Source organism: Pseudomonas sp. Pseu.R1 (assembly GCF_045764065.1).
Lineage (GTDB): Bacteria > Pseudomonadota > Gammaproteobacteria > Pseudomonadales > Pseudomonadaceae > Aquipseudomonas.
Genome location: NZ_JBJGEE020000001.1, coordinates 127,532 through 147,302, shown reverse-complemented (window position 1 = coordinate 147,302; position 19,771 = coordinate 127,532). Strand labels below are relative to the sequence as shown.

Genomic DNA, 19,771 nt, shown 5'->3' with positions numbered 1-19,771 from the left:
AACCAGCGCTCATCAAGGGCGCGATCTGCCACAGGAAACACACATGCACATTTCTGCCCTCATCAAACGCGCCGCGCTGATCGGTGTCGCCATCAGCAGCCTGGCCGCCGCCGTGGCTCAGGCCGATCAAACCGTCCTCATCGGTTTGGCCGGACCGCTGACCGGCCCTTCCGCCCGTATCGGCAAGGACCTGGAAAACGGCGCGCAATTGGCCATCGATGCCGCCAACGCCCGTCACCCGAAAATCGGCGGTGAAGCGGTGACGTACAAACTGGTCTCCGAAGACGACCAGTCTGACCCACGCACCGCCGTCACCGTCGCCCAGCGTCTGGTGGACGCGGGTGTAGTCGGCGTGGTTGGCCACTGGAACACCGGCACCAGCATTCCGGCGGCGCGGGTTTACCACGACGCCGGTATCGCGCAGGTGGCTCCGGTCGCGACCGGCCATGCGTACACTCAGCAAGGCTTCGACACCAGTTTCCGCATCATGGGCCACGACGATGATGGCGGCCAGGTGGCCGGCGGCTATGCGCTGAACACGTTGAAGGCCAAACGCATTGCTGTGATCGACGACCGCACCGCCTTCGGTCAGGGTCTGGCTGACCAGTTCGTCAAATCCATCGACGCGGGCGGCGGCAATGTGGTGTCGCGGGAATACGTGGACGACAAGACCGTCGACTTCAGCGCGGTGTTGACCACCGTGCGCAGCAAGAATCCGGACCTGATTTTCTTCGGCGGCGTCGATGCGCAGGCCGCGCCCCTTGCCCGTCGCATCAAGCAATTGGGGATCAAGGCTACGCTGATGGGGGCAGGTGGTTTCGTCAGCCAGACCTTCCTCGAACTGGCGCAGAAGGAAGGCGACGGTGTGATTGCCCTTGAACCCGGCTTGGCAGTGGCGCAGATGCCAGGCGGCAAGGCGTTCGAACACGCCTATGAGCAACGCTACAAGCACCCTATCGAGCTGCACGCGCCGTTCGCCTATGACGGTGTCGGTGTGCTGATCGCCGCCATCGAGAAAGCCGGCTCCACCGATCCGGTGAAGTACCTGCCAGCCCTCAAGGCCAGCCAGTATCAGGGCGTAACCGGCGTGATTGCATTCGACAGTGAAGGCAACCTGAAAAACCCGACCTTTACCGTTTACCAGGTCAAGGCCAACGCGTGGCAACCGGTCAGCGTCGCTGGCGGAAAATAACGAAAGAACCAAGTGCCCGGTGATCGCGGCGTGTGTCGCGCTCACCGGGTCAACCGTGAACCGATGGAGGCACCCTACATGAGTCAACATGACGGTGAACTGGGCATCCTGGCCCGGCGGCGCATCGAAGCCGAGATCATCAAACCCATCTACGAAATCCTGGTGCGCGACTACGGCAAGGACAAGGCCGCCGCCGTGATTGGCGAGGCCGTCTCCGAGGCCGCAGTCAACGCGGGCAAGCAATTCGCCGCCCGCGAACCCAACGGCCCGGACCTGCAAGGGTTCATTGCCCTGCAAGAGCTGTGGGAAAAAGACGATGCGCTGAAAGTCGATGTGATCGCCACCGACGCCACCCATTTCGATTACGACGTGCACCGCTGCCGCTACGCCGAGATGTACCACGCCATGGGGCTGGGCGAGATTGGCCACCTGTTGTCGTGCAACCGCGACGAGCTGTTCATCGTGGGTTACGACCCTCGGGTCGAACTCAAGCGCACCCAGACCATCATGGGCGGCGCATCGCATTGCGACTTCCGTTACAAAGTCAAATCCGCGGAGCAGGACACATGAGCGAACTGTTGCACATCAACGGCGAGCGCCTGTGGGACTCGCTGATGACCATGGCCCGGATCGGCGCCACCGAAAATGGCGGCGTATCGCGCCTGGCGCTGACCGAGGAAGACCGCCTCGGTCGCGACCTGTTCGTGCAATGGGCACGTGACGCAGGCTGCACCGTTCGCGTCGATGCCATGGGCAATATCTTTGCTCGCCGCGCCGGTCGTGACGACAGCCTGCCCCCCGTGATTACTGGCTCTCACGGCGACTCGCAACCCATGGGCGGCAAGTTCGACGGCATCTATGGCGTGCTGGCCGGGCTGGAAGTGATCCGCACACTCAACGACCTGAACATTCAGACCGAGCGCTCTATCGAAGTCGTCAACTGGACCAACGAAGAGGGTTCACGCTTCGCTCCAGCGATGATTGCCTCGGGGGTTTACGCGGGCGTGTTCGACTTGGAATACGGCCTGTCGCGCAGCGATGCCAAGGGCGTCAGCATCGGTGAGGCACTGAAAGCCATTGGGTATGCGGGCACAGAACCCATGGGCGGGCGCGACATCCATGCCGCGTTCGAACTGCACATCGAGCAAGGCCCGATTCTGGAAGCCGAAGACATCACCATTGGCGTGGTCACCGGTGCCCAAGGGCAGCGCTGGTATGAAGTGGAACTGATCGGGCGCAGCGCCCACGCCGGGACCACACCCATGAACCATCGGCTGGATGCCCTGCTGGGCATGGCGCGGGTCGCCGAGGCGGTGAATGCCCTGGGGCTGGCCCAAGGGGATGCCGGGCGCGCCACCATCGGTCTGGTGAACGTTTTCCCCAACTCTCGCAACGTGGTGCCAGGCCGGGTGTTCTTCAGCGTCGAATTCCGCCATCCACGGGAAGACGCGTTGGCCGAGCTGGATCGCGACTTCCGCCAGCAGGTGCAGCAGATCGCGCAAGGGATCGGCTTGCAGGCGAAGGTCGAACAAATCTTCCAGTACGCGCCGATCGAGTTCGACAGTGGCTGCATCGACAGCGTTCGCCGCGCTGCCGGGCAACTGGAGTATTCCCATAAGGACATGGTGTCCGGTGCGGGGCACGACGCTTGCTACCTCAATCGCGTGGCCCCGACTTCGATGATTTTCGTGCCCTGCGTCGACGGCCTGAGCCATAACGAAGCCGAGCACATTCATCCTGAATGGGCCGAGGCCGGGGCCAACGTATTGCTGCTGGCCATGCTGGACAAAAGCGTGCGCTGATCTGCCCGTTTCAGCGGGCAGATGCAGATCAGGTGGGAAGCAGGTGATCCTGCAACGCGGCGATGTGTTCCGGGCCGATGCCGCAACAACCGCCGACGATGCTGGCGCCCTGCTCAACCCAGCACCGTGCCCAGCGCAGGTACGATTCGGGGCCGAGGTCCTGGCGAATGTCCAGCAACGTCGCATTGGCCTCTGCCTCGGCACTGACCACCGGAAAAGCGTTGGCATAGACGCCGACGGCCACCTGCACTGGCGCATCGTCGATCACCTGCCGTGCGACGATCACCGCCTGCCCCATGACTTCGGGCTGGCTGCAATTGAACAGCACGGCTTCAGCACCCAGCGCCAGCGCCGCACTCACGGCCTGCGCCACCGACTCGCCGGAACGCAGGCGCGGGCCATGCTCCGGGTCGTCGCTCAGGGTGAACGACAGCCACAAAGGCGTGTGTTGCAAGGCATCGGCCTCGCTCAATGCCTGATGCACGGCGCGGACTTCGGCAATCGAACTCTGGGTTTCCGCCAGCCACAGATCGACGTGGCTGCGCAGCCCTTCGATCAACGTACGGTGAATCGCCACCGAGCGCTGATGATCGAACAGGTCCGGGCGATAAGACCCCAGCGCCGGAGGCAGCGAACCGGCAACCCGCACCACATCGGCGCTCTGCCCGGCAGCCTCGCGGGCCAGACGCCCTGCCCGGTCGGCCAGAACCTGAGCATGGTCGGCAAACCGCTCTTCGCCCAAATGGAACGGCACCAGCGCATAACTGTTGCTGGTCACGATCCGCGCGCCCGCGTCGATAAACGCGCGATGGGCTTGCAGCACGTATTCCGGCGACTCGATCAACGCCAGTGCCGACCACTCTGGCTGGCGAAACGGCGCACCGATGCGTTGCAGCTCACGGCCCATGCCGCCGTCGAGCAGCGTGACGGCCGTCACTGCGCGCTCCCCACGGCCTGCACGCCCAGCCATTTGTCGACCACCTTCGGGTTGGCTGCAATCCAGGCTTTGGCAGCCGCCTCGGCCGGTTGTTTTTCCTTTTCGATCTTGAGGATCAGGTCATTCAGCGACTGCGGGTCGATGGCGACGTTTTCCAGGAAACTGGCGATTTTCGGCGCCCTCTTTTCCAGCGCGGTGGAAGTCAGCACATACACCTTGGCGTCCGGGTAGGCGCAGGTGATCCGGCTCTTGTTTTTCCAGTCCGCGTCGACGGTCGGGCTGATGAATTTCCAGCAGCCATCGGCCTTGTACAGCGGATCGCCCTGCTTGTTGTCCTGGGCGTAGCCGTCGAACGCGGGTTCGTCGAGGCGGCGCAGATCGAACGCCGAGAAAATCCAGTCCGGCGTATAGGCGTAGAACACCACGCCGCGATTGGCCTTGTAGGCCGCCGAGAGTTTAGCGTAGGTCACCGAAGCCTCCGTGGACACCGCCTCGAACTTGTCGGCGAAGCCGTAATCCTTGGCCTTGATCTCGCCGATGTAGGTCGACTCCCAACCGGCCGGGCCCACCAGTAATTGCGCTTCACCCCCACCCAGCGGCTCGAACAGCTTGGCCACTTCCGGCTTTTTCAGGTCATACACCGAATGCACATTGTATTTGTCCTGAATGTAGCCGGGGATGTAGAAGCCCTGCACGCCAAGGTACGGCTGCTTGTTCGGCACCAGCGAACGGGTGCCGCCCGTGACGTATTTGGCCCATGCCGCCGATTGGTTGGGCAGCCAGATGTCGGTCAGCACGTCGACCGAACCATCACCCTTGGCGGCGGCCGCGAACAGCACTGGCACGTCACCGGCCAGGTAGGACACGTCGCCGTCCAGACGGGTGCTGATGATCTGGCCCAGGATGTGCTGGATGGCGATGGCGCCGGTCCAGTTCTGCTCGCCGATTACCACTTTATCTTTGGCAAACGCGCAGGACACCGAAAGCGACGCCGCGAGCAGCGCGGTAGTCAGAGCAGTACGGGGGAAGACAGTTTTCAAGGCAAACCTCACGAACGATGGAAAGAGCGATCTCGCTTGCGCAAGGTCGATTGAATGATGCGGTCGGGGATCAACGCGCAGAACACGATCGCAGCGCCGGCCAACAGGCCCTCGCCGCCCTTGATGTTGCGCAGTGCGGTCATCACGTCGTAGCCCAGCCCTCCGGCGCCGATCAGCGCCGCAACGACGACCATCGACAGGCTCATCACCAGGGTCTGGTTGATGCCCAGCAATAACGAACCCGCTGCGAGCGGTAGCTCGACCTTGGTCAGTGTCTGCCAAGGCGTGGCACCGTGGGCCACGGCAGCTTCGACGGTGTTTTTCGGCACTTCATGAATACCCAGTGCTGTCAGACGGATCATCGGCGCCAGGGCGAAAATCACCGTGGCGATCACCGCCGGCGTTTTGCCCACCGAGAAGAACGCTACGGCCGGAATCAGGTAAACGAAGGTCGGCAAGGTCTGCATGACATCGAGAATCGGCGTGATCAGGCGCCGGGCCAACGGCCGTTTCGCCACCAGAATTCCCACAGGCACACCGATCAGCAGCACGATCAACACCGAGGAGCCGACCAGCGCCAGGGTCGACACCGTGCGCTCCCAGAACCCGAACAGGCCGATATAGGCGACGGCGCCCGCCGTGGTCAGCGCCAGCGCCACGCCCGCCGCACGCCAGGCAAGAAACACCAGCGCCAGCGCCGCTACCGGCCAGGGCAGCCAGGCCAGCACGCTTTCGATGCCTTCGATCACCGTGCGAACGATGAGAATCACCCCGACAAAACTGGTTTCGAAGGTGCTCTGGGACCAGCCGATGGCTGAATCGATCACATCGGCAGTGCTCAGCATCCAGGTGCGTTGCGCGGGAAATTGCAACCATGGCCCGCTGGCATCTACGACAAACGCTCGCCACAGCACCAGCGCCTGACACAACGACTGAACCACCAGCGACAGCCCACGTGAGCGGTCTGTACTGAGTCCGGGCGCCCATAACGTTGCCGTTGCCCGGCTCACCGCCAACAGTGCCAGACCCGCAATCCCGAGCAGCCACTGAGTGTTCAAAAGCCCCTGCCCCAACGCTGCCAGCGCCGCGAGTTCAGCCATTAACAGCGCCCAGAACAGACCGGTTCGCCGCGTCGCGTCGAAGGCGGACGGCCCCAGCAACAGCGCCTGCCAGCGCGCCAACGACGAACGTGTTGCGGTGTCAGTCGTTGCAGTGGCTGGCACAAGATGGGTTTTATTCAGCGGTTTAATGCTGGCGACGGCACTCTGCGCCTGCTCATCCCGGAAAAAATCCGCGACCTCGGCATCCGCTGGCGCGCGGAGGATTTCTTCGGCGCTGGCCACTTGAATCAGTCGCCCTCCCCGCAGCACGGCAATCCGGTCCCCCAGACGTAAGGCCTCGCCCGGATCGTGAGTCACCAGCAAGGTGGTGATACCCCGCGCCTTCACCAGTTGCAGGAAGTGGCTTTGCAGATCGCGGCGAATGGTCGGGTCCAGTGCGCTGAACGGCTCGTCCATCAGCAGAATGTCCGGTTCGCTGATCAAGGCCCTCGCCAGGCCGACCCGCTGCTGCATGCCACCGGACAATTCGCCGGGAAAGTGATCGCCCCAGCCGTCCAGACCTACGGCACGCAGTTGCTCATCTGCCGCCGCATGACGCAGGTGTTCCGCTTCGCCACGCAATTCCAGCGGCAAAGCGACGTTGTCGCGTACGCTACGGTGCGGCAACAGGCCGAAATGCTGAAAGACCATGCCGATCCGCCGCGAACGCACCTCACGCAAGGCGGCCGGGCTGAGTTGGCTGATGTCGGCGTCATCCAGCAGAACGGAGCCATTGGAGGGTTCGATCAGACGGTTGATGTGCCTCAGCAGTGTCGACTTGCCGCTGCCCGAGGTGCCCATCAGGCACAGCACCTCACCGCGGCGCACACTGAGATTCACCTGACTGACAGCGTCTTGCGCCGCCTGGCCTGAACGGCTTTTGTAGCGTTTGCTCAGGTTGCGAAACTGCAGCACCACGTCGGTGTGACCGCCATCGACAGGGATGGGTGCAAGACCTCGGGTTTGAGGGGAAACGGCGGCAGACATGGCGACTCCTGACAATTCGCTGCGACGCTTGCGACAGCATCGAGAGGGTTTGTCAGGGGCAATTGCAGGCTTTGTGCCACAGGTCAACGGCGCGAAAGCCGGGCCTTTTGGACACCTGACCCTTCACATAACTGTCTGTTTTTTAAGCGAACTGCTCCGCAGGTGTTGCTGTAGCAACAGCCGGATCAGAGGTGCGAGCAGACGATCGAACCCGGCATATTCATATTCTCTAACGATATTTAAACTTAATTATTTATACCTATAAATTCGTTCCAACTCGCAGGTGCCGCTCTCTGGTACTTGCCCGATCAGCCGATCCTGAAGGAGCGACGTGTGCTCAAACGCCTTTTCAATTCACCCCGTACCGGTCGACTGGGGACCGCGCTGCTACTCGCCGCCAGCATCAGCGCCGGCAGTCTGATTGCACCTCAAGCCGCCCAGGCTGAGGGCCAGTTGCGCATCGCCGAGCAATTCGGTGTGGTGTATCTGCTGCTCAACGTGGCGCGGGATCAACATCTGATCGAGAAGCACGGCAAGCAGGCCGGCATCGACATCAAGGTGGACTGGACGCAGCTTTCCGGTGGTTCGGCCGTGAACGACGCTCTGCTCTCCGGCGCAGTCGATATCGCCGGTGCCGGGGTCGGCCCGCTGCTGACCATCTGGGACCGCACGCAGGGTCGGCAGAACGTCAAGGTTGTCGCGTCGCTGGGCAACTTTCCCTACTACCTGGTCAGTAACAATCCGAATGTGAAATCCATCGCTGACTTCAGCGAAAAGGACCGCATCGCGGTGCCAGCCGTCAGCGTGTCGGTGCAGTCACGTTATCTGCAACTCGCCTCCGCCAGACTGTGGGGCGACAAGGACTATGCACGGCTGGACAAATACACCATCAACCTGCCTCACCCCGACGCCAGCAACGCGATCAAGACCGGCGGCACCGAAGTGACCGCGCACTTCTCCAACCCACCGTTCCAGGAGCAGGAACTGGAAACCGACGGGGTACACGTCGTGCTCAATTCCTACGATCTGCTCGGACCCAACTCGCCGACCCTGCTGTTCGCCACCGAGAAATTCCGCGAAGAGAACCCCAAGACGTACCAGGCCTTCATCGATGCGCTGGTCGAGGCGTCCGATTACATCCAGCGCGATAAAGCGGGCGCGGCAGACACCTACCTTCGCGTCACCCAGTCAAAGGCGGATCGTGAACAACTGATCAAGATCATTTCCAATCCACAGTTCGAGTTCACCATCACGCCAAAGAATACGTACCCATTGGCGGAATTCCTCTACCGCGTCGGCGCGATCAAGCACAAACCGGCGTCATGGAAAGACTATTTCTTCCAGGACGCGAAGTTACTGCAAGGCAGTTGAGGCCTCTGCGTTGCATGTCCTGGCAGTGCAGAGGATCATGGGCGCCTTGTCCTCTGCCTGCCGTTCGCCATGCCCGCGCCTTCCAGTCCACACCCGCTTTTCGAAACCTACGCCCGCTTCTCCGAGCTCAATTTCAGCTCGCTGAAAGCCGAACTGCCCGCCATCACCGGTTATCTGGCTGCATTTCCCGCTGACCTGCAGGGTGTGGAGGGTTATCGCGCGGTTCGCAGCTTTTTGAAGTCCTACGCGGGCAACGAATCCACGTTCAACTCCTATCGCACCCATGTCGAGCGGCTGTTGTTGTGGACGCTGATCAAATCCCGAGTGCCGCTGCTCGACCTGCGCCGTACCCACGCCGAGGATTTTCTGGAGTTTTGCCTTGCACCGGACCCTGCCTGGGTCGGCCCGGTGGTCAAATCCCGTTTCAACCGAGTGGGCGCGCGCAAGAAAACCGCCACCGACACCTATGTGTTGAATCCGGACTGGCGGCCCTTCAGCCAATCGGCCTCCAAGGAAGAGCGCAAGCGCGCAAAAGAAGAGAACCGACCGCTTCAACAGGAGCATTACAAACCCGCACAGGGTTCCATCGCGCAGATTTTCGCGGTGTGCGGCAGCTTTTTTCAGCACGCCATCGACGAAGGCTTTTGCGAACACAACCCGTTCAGGGCCGTGAAACAGAAGAGCAAATACAAACAACGCACCACCGGGGATCAGGACACCCGCATCCTGACCTCATTGCAGTGGGATTTTGTGCTGGAGACCGCCGAGCAGATGGCCGTTGAAGACCCCGTGCACGAACGGACGCTGTTCATCGTGGCGACCATTTTCGCGATGTACCTGCGGGTATCTGACCTGGTGGGTCGCGACAACTGGACCCCGACCATGGGCGACTTGCGTCAGGACGGCGCGGGCAACTGGTGGTATCACGTGGTCGGCAAAGGCAACAAGGCCGGGAAAATCAGTGTCCGCGACGACTACGTCGAGAACTACCTCAAACGCTGGCGCGTGCATCAGGGGTTGTCGCCCTTGCCGGGTTTTCGCGAGGCGACGCCCCTGATTGCCACGCGTCGAGGCCGCGCCGAGTTGCCGGGTTGTCGAATCGCCATGTTCGGGTACTGCTGCAACAAGTGTTCGACCGCGCGCTGGAGCGCATGCAGGCCGAGGGCTGGTCGGATCGGACGAGGACGTGAGCCGGTTGCGGGCGGCATCGCTTCACTGGTTGCGGCACACCTCCGCCACCTTCGACGCGCCGCACCGCGACATGAAGGATCTTCAGGTCGACCTGCGCCACAACAGCCTCAGCACCACACAGAACATGTATTACAACTCTGAAGATGAAAAACGTGCGTACTCCATCAAGCGCTTGCCGATGAAAGAACGCACCTGACCCAAGTGCGCTCAACCCATCGCTATGTGTTGTAACCGTTCCAGCGCGGGCAGAATATCGTTGGCCAGGGCGATGGCTCTGGGCGTGGGGTGCATCGTGCGGTAGCCGCGAATGAATAACGGGTCGTTGAAGTGACGACGCAATTTGGCCAGCGCATTGCTCACCGCAGGCTGTCCCACCGAAAGGCAACGGGCAGCCCGGCTGACGTTGCCCTCTCGAAACAACACGGCGAAGGTCAGTAACAGGTTCAGGTCCAACTCGCAGAGCAAGCCCTCTCTCAACCGCACCACATCGCCGTCCATCAGAGGGCCGCTTTCGCGACAGTGGCCGATTGCGGTGCATTCCAGCCACCGCCCAGGGATTTGAAACATTCCACAGCGGCGACCGATGCGGCGGACTGCGCCAACAGCTTTTGTTCCTGAGCCTGTTGCAGACGGTCATCGGCATCGAGCACTTCAATGAAACTCACGCTGCCTTGCTGGAAGGCCGAAAACGCGGCCTGACGTGCCTCGGCAAGAGAACGCACACCGTCTTCGAGCACGGCGTTCTGCTGCTCGCTCTGCACCAGTTGAGTCATCGCGTTTTCGACATCGGCAGTGGCCTGCAACAAGGTCTGCTGCCAGGCAGCGAGCGCTTCAGCATCCCGGCCCTTGGCGAATTCGACTTCAGCCTTCACCCGGCCAAAGTCGAACAGACGCCAGCGCAAGCCCAGCACGCCTTGCGCCAGGTTCGCGTCACCCGACAACAGATTACCGCTGACGTTGGTGGCCGAGCCGAGCAACGCGCCCAGCGAGAACTTGGGGTAGTAGTCGGCAATCGCTTCGCCGATGCGGGCGTTGGAAGCGGCCAGGGTGCGTTCTGCTGCGATCACGTCCGGGCGACGCCGGAGCATGTCAGTGCGTCCTCCGGCGGTGTCGATGGCCGGGGCCGAGGGAATCGGCGCGTGGACTGCCAACTCATCGTGCAACGTACCGGGCATCAAACCGCTGAGCACTTCCAGCGAGTTCATCGTGCTTTCGATGGCGCTGCGCAACGGCGGAATTTGCGCGGACACCGTCGACAGCACGCCCTCTGCCTGTTTCAACTGCAAACGGGCGACCACGCCGTTGGCGTACTGCAACTGGAGCAGCTTGACCAGATCGGACTGGGTTTTCTCGCGGCTCTGCACCACCTCAAGCCGGGCCTGCAACGTGCGCAACTGAATGTAGCCACTGGCCGTCGACGAGGTGACGATCAGGCGCACGGCCGCTTGCTGAGCCACTGCCGCCTGCCGGTCAGCGTCAGCGGCCTCCAGCCCACGGCGCAATCCGCCGAAAACGTCGGCCTCCCAACTCACTCCCGCGCCCACTTGATACAGGCTACTGGTTCTGTCGAAGCCCGGCGATGCACTGGCCAGACGGCCTGTCGGGTCCTGAAGCGACTGACGGGTGCGCGACGCCTGCGCATTCAGCTCTCCCGAAGGCAGCAATGCGGAACGAGCACCAAGCGTCAAGGCGCTAGCCTGATCGACGCGTGCCACCGCCTGCCTCAGGTCAAGGTTTTGCGCCAGCGCGCGATTGACCAGGGTTTCCAGTTCCTTGTCGCCAAATCCCGCCCACCAGGCGTTCATGTCGGCGGCAGGCAGACTGACAGTACGTTGATCGAGCACCTGCTGGCCGCGAAACGGCGCCGACGCAGGCAGTTCTGGGGCGTGGTAATCGGGGCCGACTGCACACCCCGCCAGCAACAGGGCGGGAAGCAGTCGCACGTACCACGTGATTCGGTGTGATGGGCGTGTCATGGGCAAGTCCTGTGATCTCGTGGGGCAATTATTTCCACGAACATAAATCTGTCAACACATTCTTGAATTCGTCACACTGGCTTTTAAGCAAAACAGGCCAAAATCCCCATAGATACGTAGATATAGAGTGACGCTATGGCGAATCGTAAAAAATTTATCGAGTGACGTATTTACACATCCGTAAACATTTCCAAATAATGCGAGCCTGAAATTTTTGGAGCTCGCCATGTCTCTACGTCCCGCTGCACTCTTCTCTCTCACCGTCGGCGCATTACTCCTCGCAGGCTGTGGCCACCCCACCGAATCCGATCCCAGACTGGTGGATCCGGTGGTGGACATCGCCACGGTTCGTCCCGACCTTTCAGCCACTCAAACTTTCACCGGGGTGGTCGCCGCGCGGGTTCAGAGCGATCTCGGCTTTCGGGTGTCCGGCAAAGTGATTCAGCGTCTGGTGGATGTGGGACAGCGCGTCCATAAAGGTCAGCCGCTGATGCGCATTGACCCGATCGACCTGAATCTGGCGATCACCAATCAAAAAGGCGTCGTGGCGTCGGCCAAGGCCAAACTGGTTCAGGCCCAGGCCGATGAAGCGCGGCTGCGCAGCCTTGTCGCCGCAGGCGCGATTTCGGCGATGACCTACGATCAGGCCGTGTCCGCACTCAACAGCGCCAAGGCGCAACTGGACGCCGCGCAGGCCCAGGAAAACGTCGCCAGCAACGCCAGCCAGTACGCGGAACTCAAGGCGGACGTCGATGGGCTGGTGGTCAACACCTCCGCAGAACCGGGCCAAGTGGTTGCCGCTGGCCAGACCGTCGTTCAGTTGGCCAAGGACGGCGCGCGGGAAGCGGCGGTCGAACTGCCGGAAACTCTGCGACCGGCGCTGGAATCCGTCGCTCAAGCGACGTTGTACGGACGCGACGGCAAAACCGCCTCGGCCCGGCTGCGCGAATTGTCTGAAGCGGCCAACCCGATCACCCGCACCTACGCGGCGCGCTACGTGTTGAGCGAGGCCCTCAAGGACGCACCGCTGGGGGCCACGGTCAACGTCACCCTTCAAGCGCAGAGTGGCGGCGACAAGACCACTTTCACCATTCCCCTCGGCGCCCTGCGCAATGGCGGCGAAAAATACAGCGTCTGGGTCGTCGATCACGCCTCGATGACGGTTCAAGAGCGCGCCGTCGACGTGCGCAACCTGGGCGTCGAAACCGCCACCGTGACAGGGGAACTGAACACCGGCGAAACCGTGGTTGCGCTGGGTGCGCACCTGCTGCACGCCAATCAAAAGGTCCGGCTGGGCAATGAACTGGCGGTGACGCCATGAGCGGTTTCAACCTGTCGGCATTGGGCGTTCGCGAACGCGCTGTGACCCTGTTTCTGATCATCGCCATTACCCTGGCCGGCCTGGTGGCCTTCATGAAGCTCGGCCGCGCTGAGGATCCCGCGTTCACGGTCAAGGTGATGACCGTCACTGCCGTCTGGCCAGGTGCGACCGCCGAAGAAATGCAGAATCTGGTGGCCGAACCGCTGGAAAAGCGCCTTCAGGAGTTGAAGTGGTACGACCGGGTGGAGACCATCACCCGGCCGGGCCTGGCGTTGATGACCCTCACCCTGCTGGACACCACACCGCCCAAACAGGTGCCGGATGAGTTCTATCAGGCGCGCAAAAAGCTGTTCGACGAGACCCGCAAGTTGCCCAATGGAGTACTGGGGCCTTACGTCAACGACGAATACTCTGACGTCTCGTTCGCGCTGTACGCCCTCAAGGCGCCGGGGCTGCCCCATCGTTACTTGACCCGCCAGGCCGAAGAGGTGCGTCAGGACCTGTTGCAAGTCCCCGGCGTGAAGAAAGCCGACATTCTGGGCGAACGCCCGGAGCGCATCTTCGTTGAGTTTTCCTACGCACGACTGGCCAACCTCGGGGTGAACGCGCAGGAGATTTTCGCCCAGTTGCACAACCAGAACGCGATCACCCCCGCCGGCTCCATCGAAACCAAAGGCCCGCAAGTGTTCGTGCGCCTGGATGGCGCGCTGGAGGATCTGGAGAAAATCCGCAACACGCCGATTGCCGCCTCCCAGGGCCGCACGCTCAAGTTGAGTGATGTCGCGGACGTCAAGCGCGGCTACGAAGACCCGGCCACCTTCCTTATTCGTCATGACGGCGAGGAAGCTTTGGTCCTCAGCGTGGTCATGAAAGAAGGCTGGAACGGCCTCGACCTGGGTAAATCGTTGCAGGCCGAACAGCAGAAAATCTCCCAGAACCTGCCGCAAGGCATCAGCTTCAGCAAGATCACCGACCAGGCCGTAAACATCACCGAGGCGGTCGATGAGTTCATGATCAAGTTCGTCGTCGCGCTGGCGGTGGTGATGGTGGTGAGCCTGATCAGCCTTGGCTGGCGCGTGGGCATCGTGGTGGCCGCTGCAGTCCCCTTGACCCTCGCGGCAGTGTTGATCGTCATGCTGGCGACCGGGCGCGTGTTCGACCGGATCACCCTGGGTGCGCTGATTCTGGGTCTGGGCCTGCTGGTGGACGACGCGATCATCGCCATCGAAATCATGGTGGTGAAACTCGAAGAGGGCTACACGCGGATCAAAGCGGCTTCCTACGCTTGGAGCCACACCGCCGCCCCTATGCTGGCGGGCACGCTGGTGACGGTCATCGGCCTGATGCCCGTGGGTTTCGCCCAGTCCACCGCGGGTGAATACGCGGGCAACATTTTCTGGATAGTCGGCTTTGCGCTGATCATTTCCTGGCTGGTGGCGGTGTTTTTCACGCCGTATCTGGGGGTGAAACTGCTGCCTGACATCAAGAAGATCGAGGGCGGCCACGAACAGATCTACAACACGCCCAACTTCCAGCGCTTGCGCCGCCTGATCAGCACCGCGATTCGCCACAAGTTTTGGGTGGCCGGTATCGTCTTAGCCCTGTTCGGGTTGGCCATCGTGGGCATGGGGTCGGTCAAACAACAGTTCTTTCCCAGCTCCGACCGCCCCGAATTGCTGGTGGAAGTCCAGTTACCGGAAGGCTCTTCCATCAATGCCACCAGTACAGCCACCCAAAAGGTCGAAAACTGGATCAGAACGCAACCCGAAGCGAAGATCGTCACCAGCTATATCGGTCAGGGCGCACCCCGCTTCTTCCTGTCCTATAACCCCGAATTGCCCGATCCGTCATTCGCCAAAATCATCGTGCTGACCGACAACGAAGCCACCCGCGACGCCCTCAAGCTGCGCTTGCGTGAGCAGGTGGAAACACAGCTCGCGCCCGAGGCCCGTGTGCGTGTGTCGCAACTGGTGTTTGGCCCGTACACCCGCTTTCCAGTGGAATTCCGGGTCATGGGGCCAGATACCGAAAAATTGCGGGGCATCGCGCAGCAGGTCGCCGACGTCATGCGCCAGAACCCGAACATGCGTCAGGTCAATACCGACTGGAGCGAGCGCCAGCCGACCGTGCATTTCGTGCTGGACCAGGACCGCTTGAATGTCATGGGCCTGACTTCCGCTCAGGCGTCCGAGCAACTGCAATTCCTGCTCACCGGCACCTCGGTGACGCAGGTGCGCGAAGACATTCGGACCGTGGAAGTGATGGCCCGGACTCAGGGCGAAGACCGGCTCGACCCGGCCCGCATCGAGAACATGACGCTGACCAGCAAGACCGGCCAGTTGATCCCGATCCGGCAGATCGGCCATGTGGAGATTCGCGCCGAAGACCCTATCCTCAAGCGCCGCAACCGCATTCCGACCATCACCGTGCGCGGTGACATCAACGAACAGACCCAACCGCCACAGGTGTCGATGGAGGTGATGACCGCCCTGCAACCGATCATCAGCGCGTTGCCTGCCGGCTATCAGATCCAGATGGGTGGCAACATCGAAGAGGCGCTGAAAGCCAATAACGCATTGGCGCCGGTGTTCCCGGTGATGCTGTTGTTCACCCTGATCGTGATCATCATTCAGGTGCGCAGCTTTGCGGCGATGACCATGGTGATCCTCACCGCGCCGCTGGGCCTGGTGGGCACGGTGCCGATTCTGCTGGCGTTCCATCAGCCGTTCGGGTTCAACGCGATCCTCGGCCTGATTGGCCTGTCCGGGATTCTGATGCGCAACACGCTGATCCTGATCGGGCAGATTCACACCAATGAGGCAGACGGGCTCGATCCCTATCACGCAGCGGTCGAGGCCACCGTTCAGCGGGCGCGTCCGGTCATTCTCACGGCGCTGGCCGCGGTACTGGCGTTCATCCCCCTGACGTTCTCGGTGTTCTGGGGGTCGATGGCCTTCACCCTGATTGGTGGTACCGCCGCCGGGACCGTGCTGACCCTGTTGTTCCTGCCAGCGCTGTACGCCATCTGGTTCAAGATCAAGCCGCCGAAAGCCGGTGTCGAGGCTGGGCACGCCAAGCGCGAGCACGCCGCCGTCGAAACCAGCGCCACGTGAGCCAAAGGCGCAGCCGAGGATTGGCTGCGCCGTTTCATGGGACGGGATCAGGCCCCTTCGCCGGGGCCCACCCCTGTTGACTTGGAGTGCCTTCCATTTTGAGTAAAATGCCCCCCTCAGCCCCCACCCGACGTAAAGGCCCCATGCGTAGCGAAACCGATACCGACGCCATCTCCCTGCCCACCTCCGGCCAGCGAGGCCCCGTCGAGCACGAACGCCGCACCCAGATTCTGGACGCTGCCGACACACTGTTCCGCGAGTTCGGCTATCGCAAAAGCTCGGTCGCGGACATCAGCAAGGCCATGGGTATTTCTACGGCGTACATCTACCGCTTTTTCACCTCCAAGCAGGCCATCGGCGAGGCGTTGTGCGCTGCCACGCTGGAAAAAATGGACGAAGAACTGCAACAGGTGGTGCAACTGGACCTGCCGCCCACCAAACGTTTTCGCCTGTTCATGCAAACGGCGCTCAAGCGCAGCTATGAACTGTTCGTCGTCGAACGGGAAGTCAACGACATTGTGCTCGCCGCGATGGAAGGCAACTGGTGCACGGTGGGCGGGCACAAGGAACAGCTTCGCGCGATGCTGCAACAGCTCATCGTTGACGGTCGCCAGGCCGGAGAGTTCGAGAAAAAGACCCCTCTAGACGAAGTGACCGACGGTGTGGCCGAAGCGATTCTGCCGTACACCAACGCCCACAGCATGAGCCATCGCACCTGGGCCGAACTGGAAAACGGCCTGACCGCCACCACCAATCTGGTGCTGCGCAGCCTGGCGCCCTGAGCCGCAAGGGCTATTCTGGAAACCTGACGCACCGCAGAAGTGCACATTCATTACGCGCAGCTGTCCATTGTGATGTCTCTGCGCGTGAGGTCATGCCATGTCAGCTGATTCCCGTCCTGCCGTCCTCGAACTGATCGGTAACACACCGCTGGTGCGCGTCACGCGCATCGACACCGGCCTGTGTACCCTCTTCCTCAAACTCGAATCCCAGAATCCCGGTGGCTCGATCAAAGACCGTATCGGTCTGGCGATGATCGACGCCGCCGAGCGCGACGGCCGCCTGAAGCCAGGCGGCACCATCGTCGAAGCCACTGCCGGAAACACCGGGCTGGGCCTGGCGCTGGTGGGCCGCGCCAAGGGCTATCGCGTGGTGCTGGTGGTGCCCGACAAGATGTCCACCGAAAAGGTGCTCCACCTCAAGGCCATGGGCGCCGAGGTGCACATCACCCGCTCCGATGTCGGCAAAGGCCATCCCGAGTACTATCAAGACGTGGCTGCCCGGTTGGCAAAGGACATCCCTGATGCGTTCTTCGCCGACCAGTTCAACAACCCGGCCAACCCGCTGGCCCACGAATGCAGCACCGCCCCGGAAATCTGGGCGCAGACCCAGCACGATCTGGACGCCATCGTGGTGGGCGTCGGCTCGGCGGGCACCCTCACCGGCCTGACGCGTTTTTTCAAGCGCGTGCAGCCGGATCTGGAAATGGTCCTGGCGGACCCGGAGGGTTCCGTCGTCGCCGAGTACAGCCGCAGTCGTACATTGCCCACACCGGGGTCGTGGGCGGTGGAAGGCATTGGCGAAGACTTCATTCCCTCGTTCACTGACCTGTCCACGGTACGTCACGCGTACTCGATCAGCGACGAGGACAGCTTCGAACACGCCCGGCAGTTGCTGCGCACCGAAGGCATTCCAGGAGGCTCGTCCACCGGTACCTTGCTGGCCGCGGCGCTGCGTTTCTGCCGCGAACAGAAAACGCCGAAACGGGTGGTCAGCTTTGTCTGCGACACGGGGACCCGCTATTTATCCAAGGTCTACAACGATCAGTGGATGACCGATCAAGGCCTGCTCCAACGCAAAAAATACGGCGACTTGCGCGATCTGATCGCTCGGCGTTTCGAAGATGGCCGAGTGATCAGCGTCGGCCCGGATGACACGTTGCTCACCGCTTTTCAACGCATGCGCCTGGCAGACGTCTCGCAATTGCCTGTGCTGGTCGCGGGACAGCGGCTGGCGGGTGTGATCGACGAATCCGACATCCTGATCGGCATGCATCAAGACCCCTCGCACTTTAGTACCACGGTGGCCGACGTCATGACCGACAAACTCGAAACCCTCCCTCCCGACGCGAACCTGGCCCGGCTGCAAGAGGTGCTGGACCGGGGCCTGGTGGCCATCGTTGCCGACGCTTCGGGTTTCCATGGCCTGATCACCCGGGTCGATCTGCTCAACCATTTGCGGAGATCCCTTGCATGACTCAGTACGACGATTCAAACCCGCACCATGCTTTCGCCACCCGGGTGATTCACGCCGGACAGACCCCGGATCCCACGACTGGCGCGCTAATGCCGCCGATCTACGCCAATTCCACCTACCTGCAAGACAGCCCCGGCGTGCATAAGGGATTCGACTACGGGCGCTCGCACAACCCGACCCGCTTTGCGCTGGAACGCTGTGTCGCCGACCTGGAAGGTGGCACTCAGGCGTTCGCTTTTGCCTCCGGACTGGCCACGATCGGCTCGGTGCTGGAATTGCTGGAAGCCGGGTCACACATTTTGTCCGGTGATGACTTGTACGGCGGCACCTTCCGTCTGTTCGACAAAGTCCGCAAACGCAGCGCCGGGCACCGCTTCAGCTTCGTCGATATGACCGACCTTTCGGCATTCGAGGCCGGGCTCCAGGACGACACGCGGATGATTTGGGTCGAAACCCCGAGCAACCCCCTTTTGCGGTTGACCGATCTGGCCGCCATCGCGCGCATCTGCCGCGACCGGGGCATCATTTGCGTGGCGGACAACACCTTCGCCAGCCCTTGGATTCAGCACCCGCTGGCGCTGGGCTTCGACATCGTGGTGCATTCCACCACCAAGTACCTCAATGGCCATTCCGACGTCATCGGCGGCATTGCGGTCGTCGGCGACAACCCGGAACTGGCCGAGCGACTGGGCTTTTTGCAGAACTCGATCGGGTCGATCGCCGGGCCTTTCGATGCGTTTCTCACCCTGCGCGGCGTGAAAACCCTGGCCCTGCGCATGGAACGCCATTGCAGCAATGCGCTGGACATCGCCCAGTGGCTGGAGCAGCAGCCACAGGTGGCGCGTGTCTATTACCCGGGCCTGCCTTCCCATCCCCAGCATGCGCTGGCGTGTCGGCAGATGCGCGGGTTTGGCGGGATGATTTCACTGGATTTGAACACTGATCTGGCGGGCACGCGACGCTTTCTGGAACGGGTCGAGCTGTTTGCTCTCGCCGAAAGTCTGGGCGGCGTCGAGAGCCTGATCGAACACCCGGCGATCATGACCCACGCCAGCATTCCAGCGGAAAACCGCGCCAGACTGGGTATTGGCGATTCGCTGGTGCGCTTGTCGGTGGGCATCGAGGATGTGGAAGACCTGCGCGCCGACCTGGCTCAGGCATTGGCCGCCATCTGAATCGCGCTTTGTCACTGCGCGGCGTAAGGGCATTGTTTCCGGATGCGCAACACAGTCTTGCCGAAAGTGGAGTGGCTGAAATTCTGATAGCTTGCTAACGTTTAACGCGTCAAATCCGCCGATTTGATGGATGTCCTTCAAGCCGCCAACCCGTCCGAGATACCGGGTTCGCGGCTTTTTTATGTGCGCAATTCATCTGATCCGCTGTTTATCGAAAAATCTGCACCTGTACTGAAACCGCTACCAGGCTCATAGTCCGGGGCTAACAGGCTGTCACCCTGCCCTGCACCGGATATTCAGCGAGCCCGCC

At 61.8% G+C, this 19,771-nt stretch carries 14 protein-coding genes and 1 pseudogene; 10 read left to right on the top strand and 5 right to left on the bottom strand.

Annotation, left to right across the window (positions count from 1 at the left end):
* Positions 1-43 precede the first annotated feature (43 nt).
* From ACI5GA_RS00590 to ACI5GA_RS00580, 3 genes are all read left to right on the top strand, one after another.
* Positions 44-1,192, top strand: coding sequence for a branched-chain amino acid ABC transporter substrate-binding protein (locus ACI5GA_RS00590; protein ID WP_421421111.1), 1,149 nt, complete (start codon positions 44-46; stop codon positions 1,190-1,192).
* Between the two features lie 78 nt (positions 1,193-1,270).
* Entirely contained in the window at positions 1,271-1,762 is a 492-nt protein-coding gene (locus tag ACI5GA_RS00585; RefSeq protein ID WP_404637957.1) for an L-2-amino-thiazoline-4-carboxylic acid hydrolase, read from the top strand.
* Entirely contained in the window at positions 1,759-2,994 is a 1,236-nt protein-coding gene (locus ACI5GA_RS00580; RefSeq protein ID WP_421421109.1) for a Zn-dependent hydrolase, read from the top strand. Before ACI5GA_RS00585 ends, ACI5GA_RS00580 begins: the two co-directional genes overlap by 4 nt.
* Positions 2,995-3,022: 28 nt before the next feature.
* Here the strand turns inward: ACI5GA_RS00580 and ACI5GA_RS00575 are convergent, their stop codons facing one another.
* From ACI5GA_RS00575 to ACI5GA_RS00565, 3 genes are read right to left on the bottom strand one after another with little or no spacing between them, the layout of a single operon-like run.
* Positions 3,023-3,964, bottom strand: coding sequence for a homocysteine S-methyltransferase family protein (locus tag ACI5GA_RS00575; protein ID WP_404637953.1), 942 nt, complete (start codon positions 3,962-3,964; stop codon positions 3,023-3,025).
* Positions 3,928-4,983: a glycine betaine ABC transporter substrate-binding protein gene (locus ACI5GA_RS00570; RefSeq protein WP_421421107.1), complete on the bottom strand. Its 1,056-nt coding sequence runs from the start codon at positions 4,981-4,983 to the stop codon at positions 3,928-3,930. The genes ACI5GA_RS00575 and ACI5GA_RS00570 overlap by 37 nt, the downstream gene beginning before the upstream one ends.
* Positions 4,980-7,058, bottom strand: a complete 2,079-nt coding sequence (locus tag ACI5GA_RS00565; RefSeq protein ID WP_421421106.1) for an ATP-binding cassette domain-containing protein — start codon at positions 7,056-7,058, stop codon at positions 4,980-4,982. Before ACI5GA_RS00565 ends, ACI5GA_RS00570 begins: the two co-directional genes overlap by 4 nt.
* A 333-nt stretch (positions 7,059-7,391) precedes the next feature.
* On the opposite strand from ACI5GA_RS00565, the gene ACI5GA_RS00560 reads away from it, so the two are divergent.
* Complete coding sequence (locus tag ACI5GA_RS00560; RefSeq protein WP_421421104.1) at positions 7,392-8,429, top strand: ABC transporter substrate-binding protein; 1,038 nt, start codon at positions 7,392-7,394, stop codon at positions 8,427-8,429.
* Between the two features lie 69 nt (positions 8,430-8,498).
* A pseudogene (locus tag ACI5GA_RS00555) lies at positions 8,499-9,816 on the top strand (tyrosine-type recombinase/integrase).
* 11 nt (positions 9,817-9,827) lie between these two features.
* Here ACI5GA_RS00555 and ACI5GA_RS00550 read toward each other — a convergent pair.
* Together ACI5GA_RS00550 and ACI5GA_RS00545 are read right to left on the bottom strand one after the other, a co-directional pair.
* A complete protein-coding gene (locus tag ACI5GA_RS00550; protein ID WP_421421103.1) occupies positions 9,828-10,118 on the bottom strand; it encodes a helix-turn-helix domain-containing protein in 291 nt (96 codons plus the stop codon).
* Positions 10,118-11,596, bottom strand: a complete 1,479-nt coding sequence (locus ACI5GA_RS00545; protein ID WP_421421101.1) for an efflux transporter outer membrane subunit — start codon at positions 11,594-11,596, stop codon at positions 10,118-10,120. Before ACI5GA_RS00545 ends, ACI5GA_RS00550 begins: the two co-directional genes overlap by 1 nt.
* Before the next feature lie 226 nt (positions 11,597-11,822).
* Between ACI5GA_RS00545 and ACI5GA_RS00540 the strand changes: the two genes are divergently transcribed.
* From ACI5GA_RS00540 to ACI5GA_RS00520, 5 genes are all read left to right on the top strand, one after another.
* Complete coding sequence (locus ACI5GA_RS00540) at positions 11,823-12,917, top strand: efflux RND transporter periplasmic adaptor subunit (protein WP_421421099.1); 1,095 nt, start codon at positions 11,823-11,825, stop codon at positions 12,915-12,917.
* Positions 12,914-16,030 (top strand): efflux RND transporter permease subunit, encoded by a 3,117-nt coding sequence (locus tag ACI5GA_RS00535; RefSeq protein ID WP_421421097.1) that lies wholly within the window; start codon positions 12,914-12,916, stop codon positions 16,028-16,030. The genes ACI5GA_RS00540 and ACI5GA_RS00535 overlap by 4 nt, the downstream gene beginning before the upstream one ends.
* 143 nt (positions 16,031-16,173) lie before the next feature.
* Positions 16,174-16,812, top strand: a complete 639-nt coding sequence (locus ACI5GA_RS00530; protein WP_404637935.1) for a TetR/AcrR family transcriptional regulator — start codon at positions 16,174-16,176, stop codon at positions 16,810-16,812.
* A gap of 97 nt (positions 16,813-16,909) precedes the next feature.
* Positions 16,910-18,286, top strand: a complete 1,377-nt coding sequence (locus tag ACI5GA_RS00525) for a pyridoxal-phosphate dependent enzyme (protein ID WP_404637933.1) — start codon at positions 16,910-16,912, stop codon at positions 18,284-18,286.
* Positions 18,283-19,461 (top strand): cystathionine gamma-synthase, encoded by a 1,179-nt coding sequence (locus ACI5GA_RS00520; protein ID WP_404637931.1) that lies wholly within the window; start codon positions 18,283-18,285, stop codon positions 19,459-19,461. Before ACI5GA_RS00525 ends, ACI5GA_RS00520 begins: the two co-directional genes overlap by 4 nt.
* The last annotated feature ends 310 nt before the right edge of the window (positions 19,462-19,771 follow it).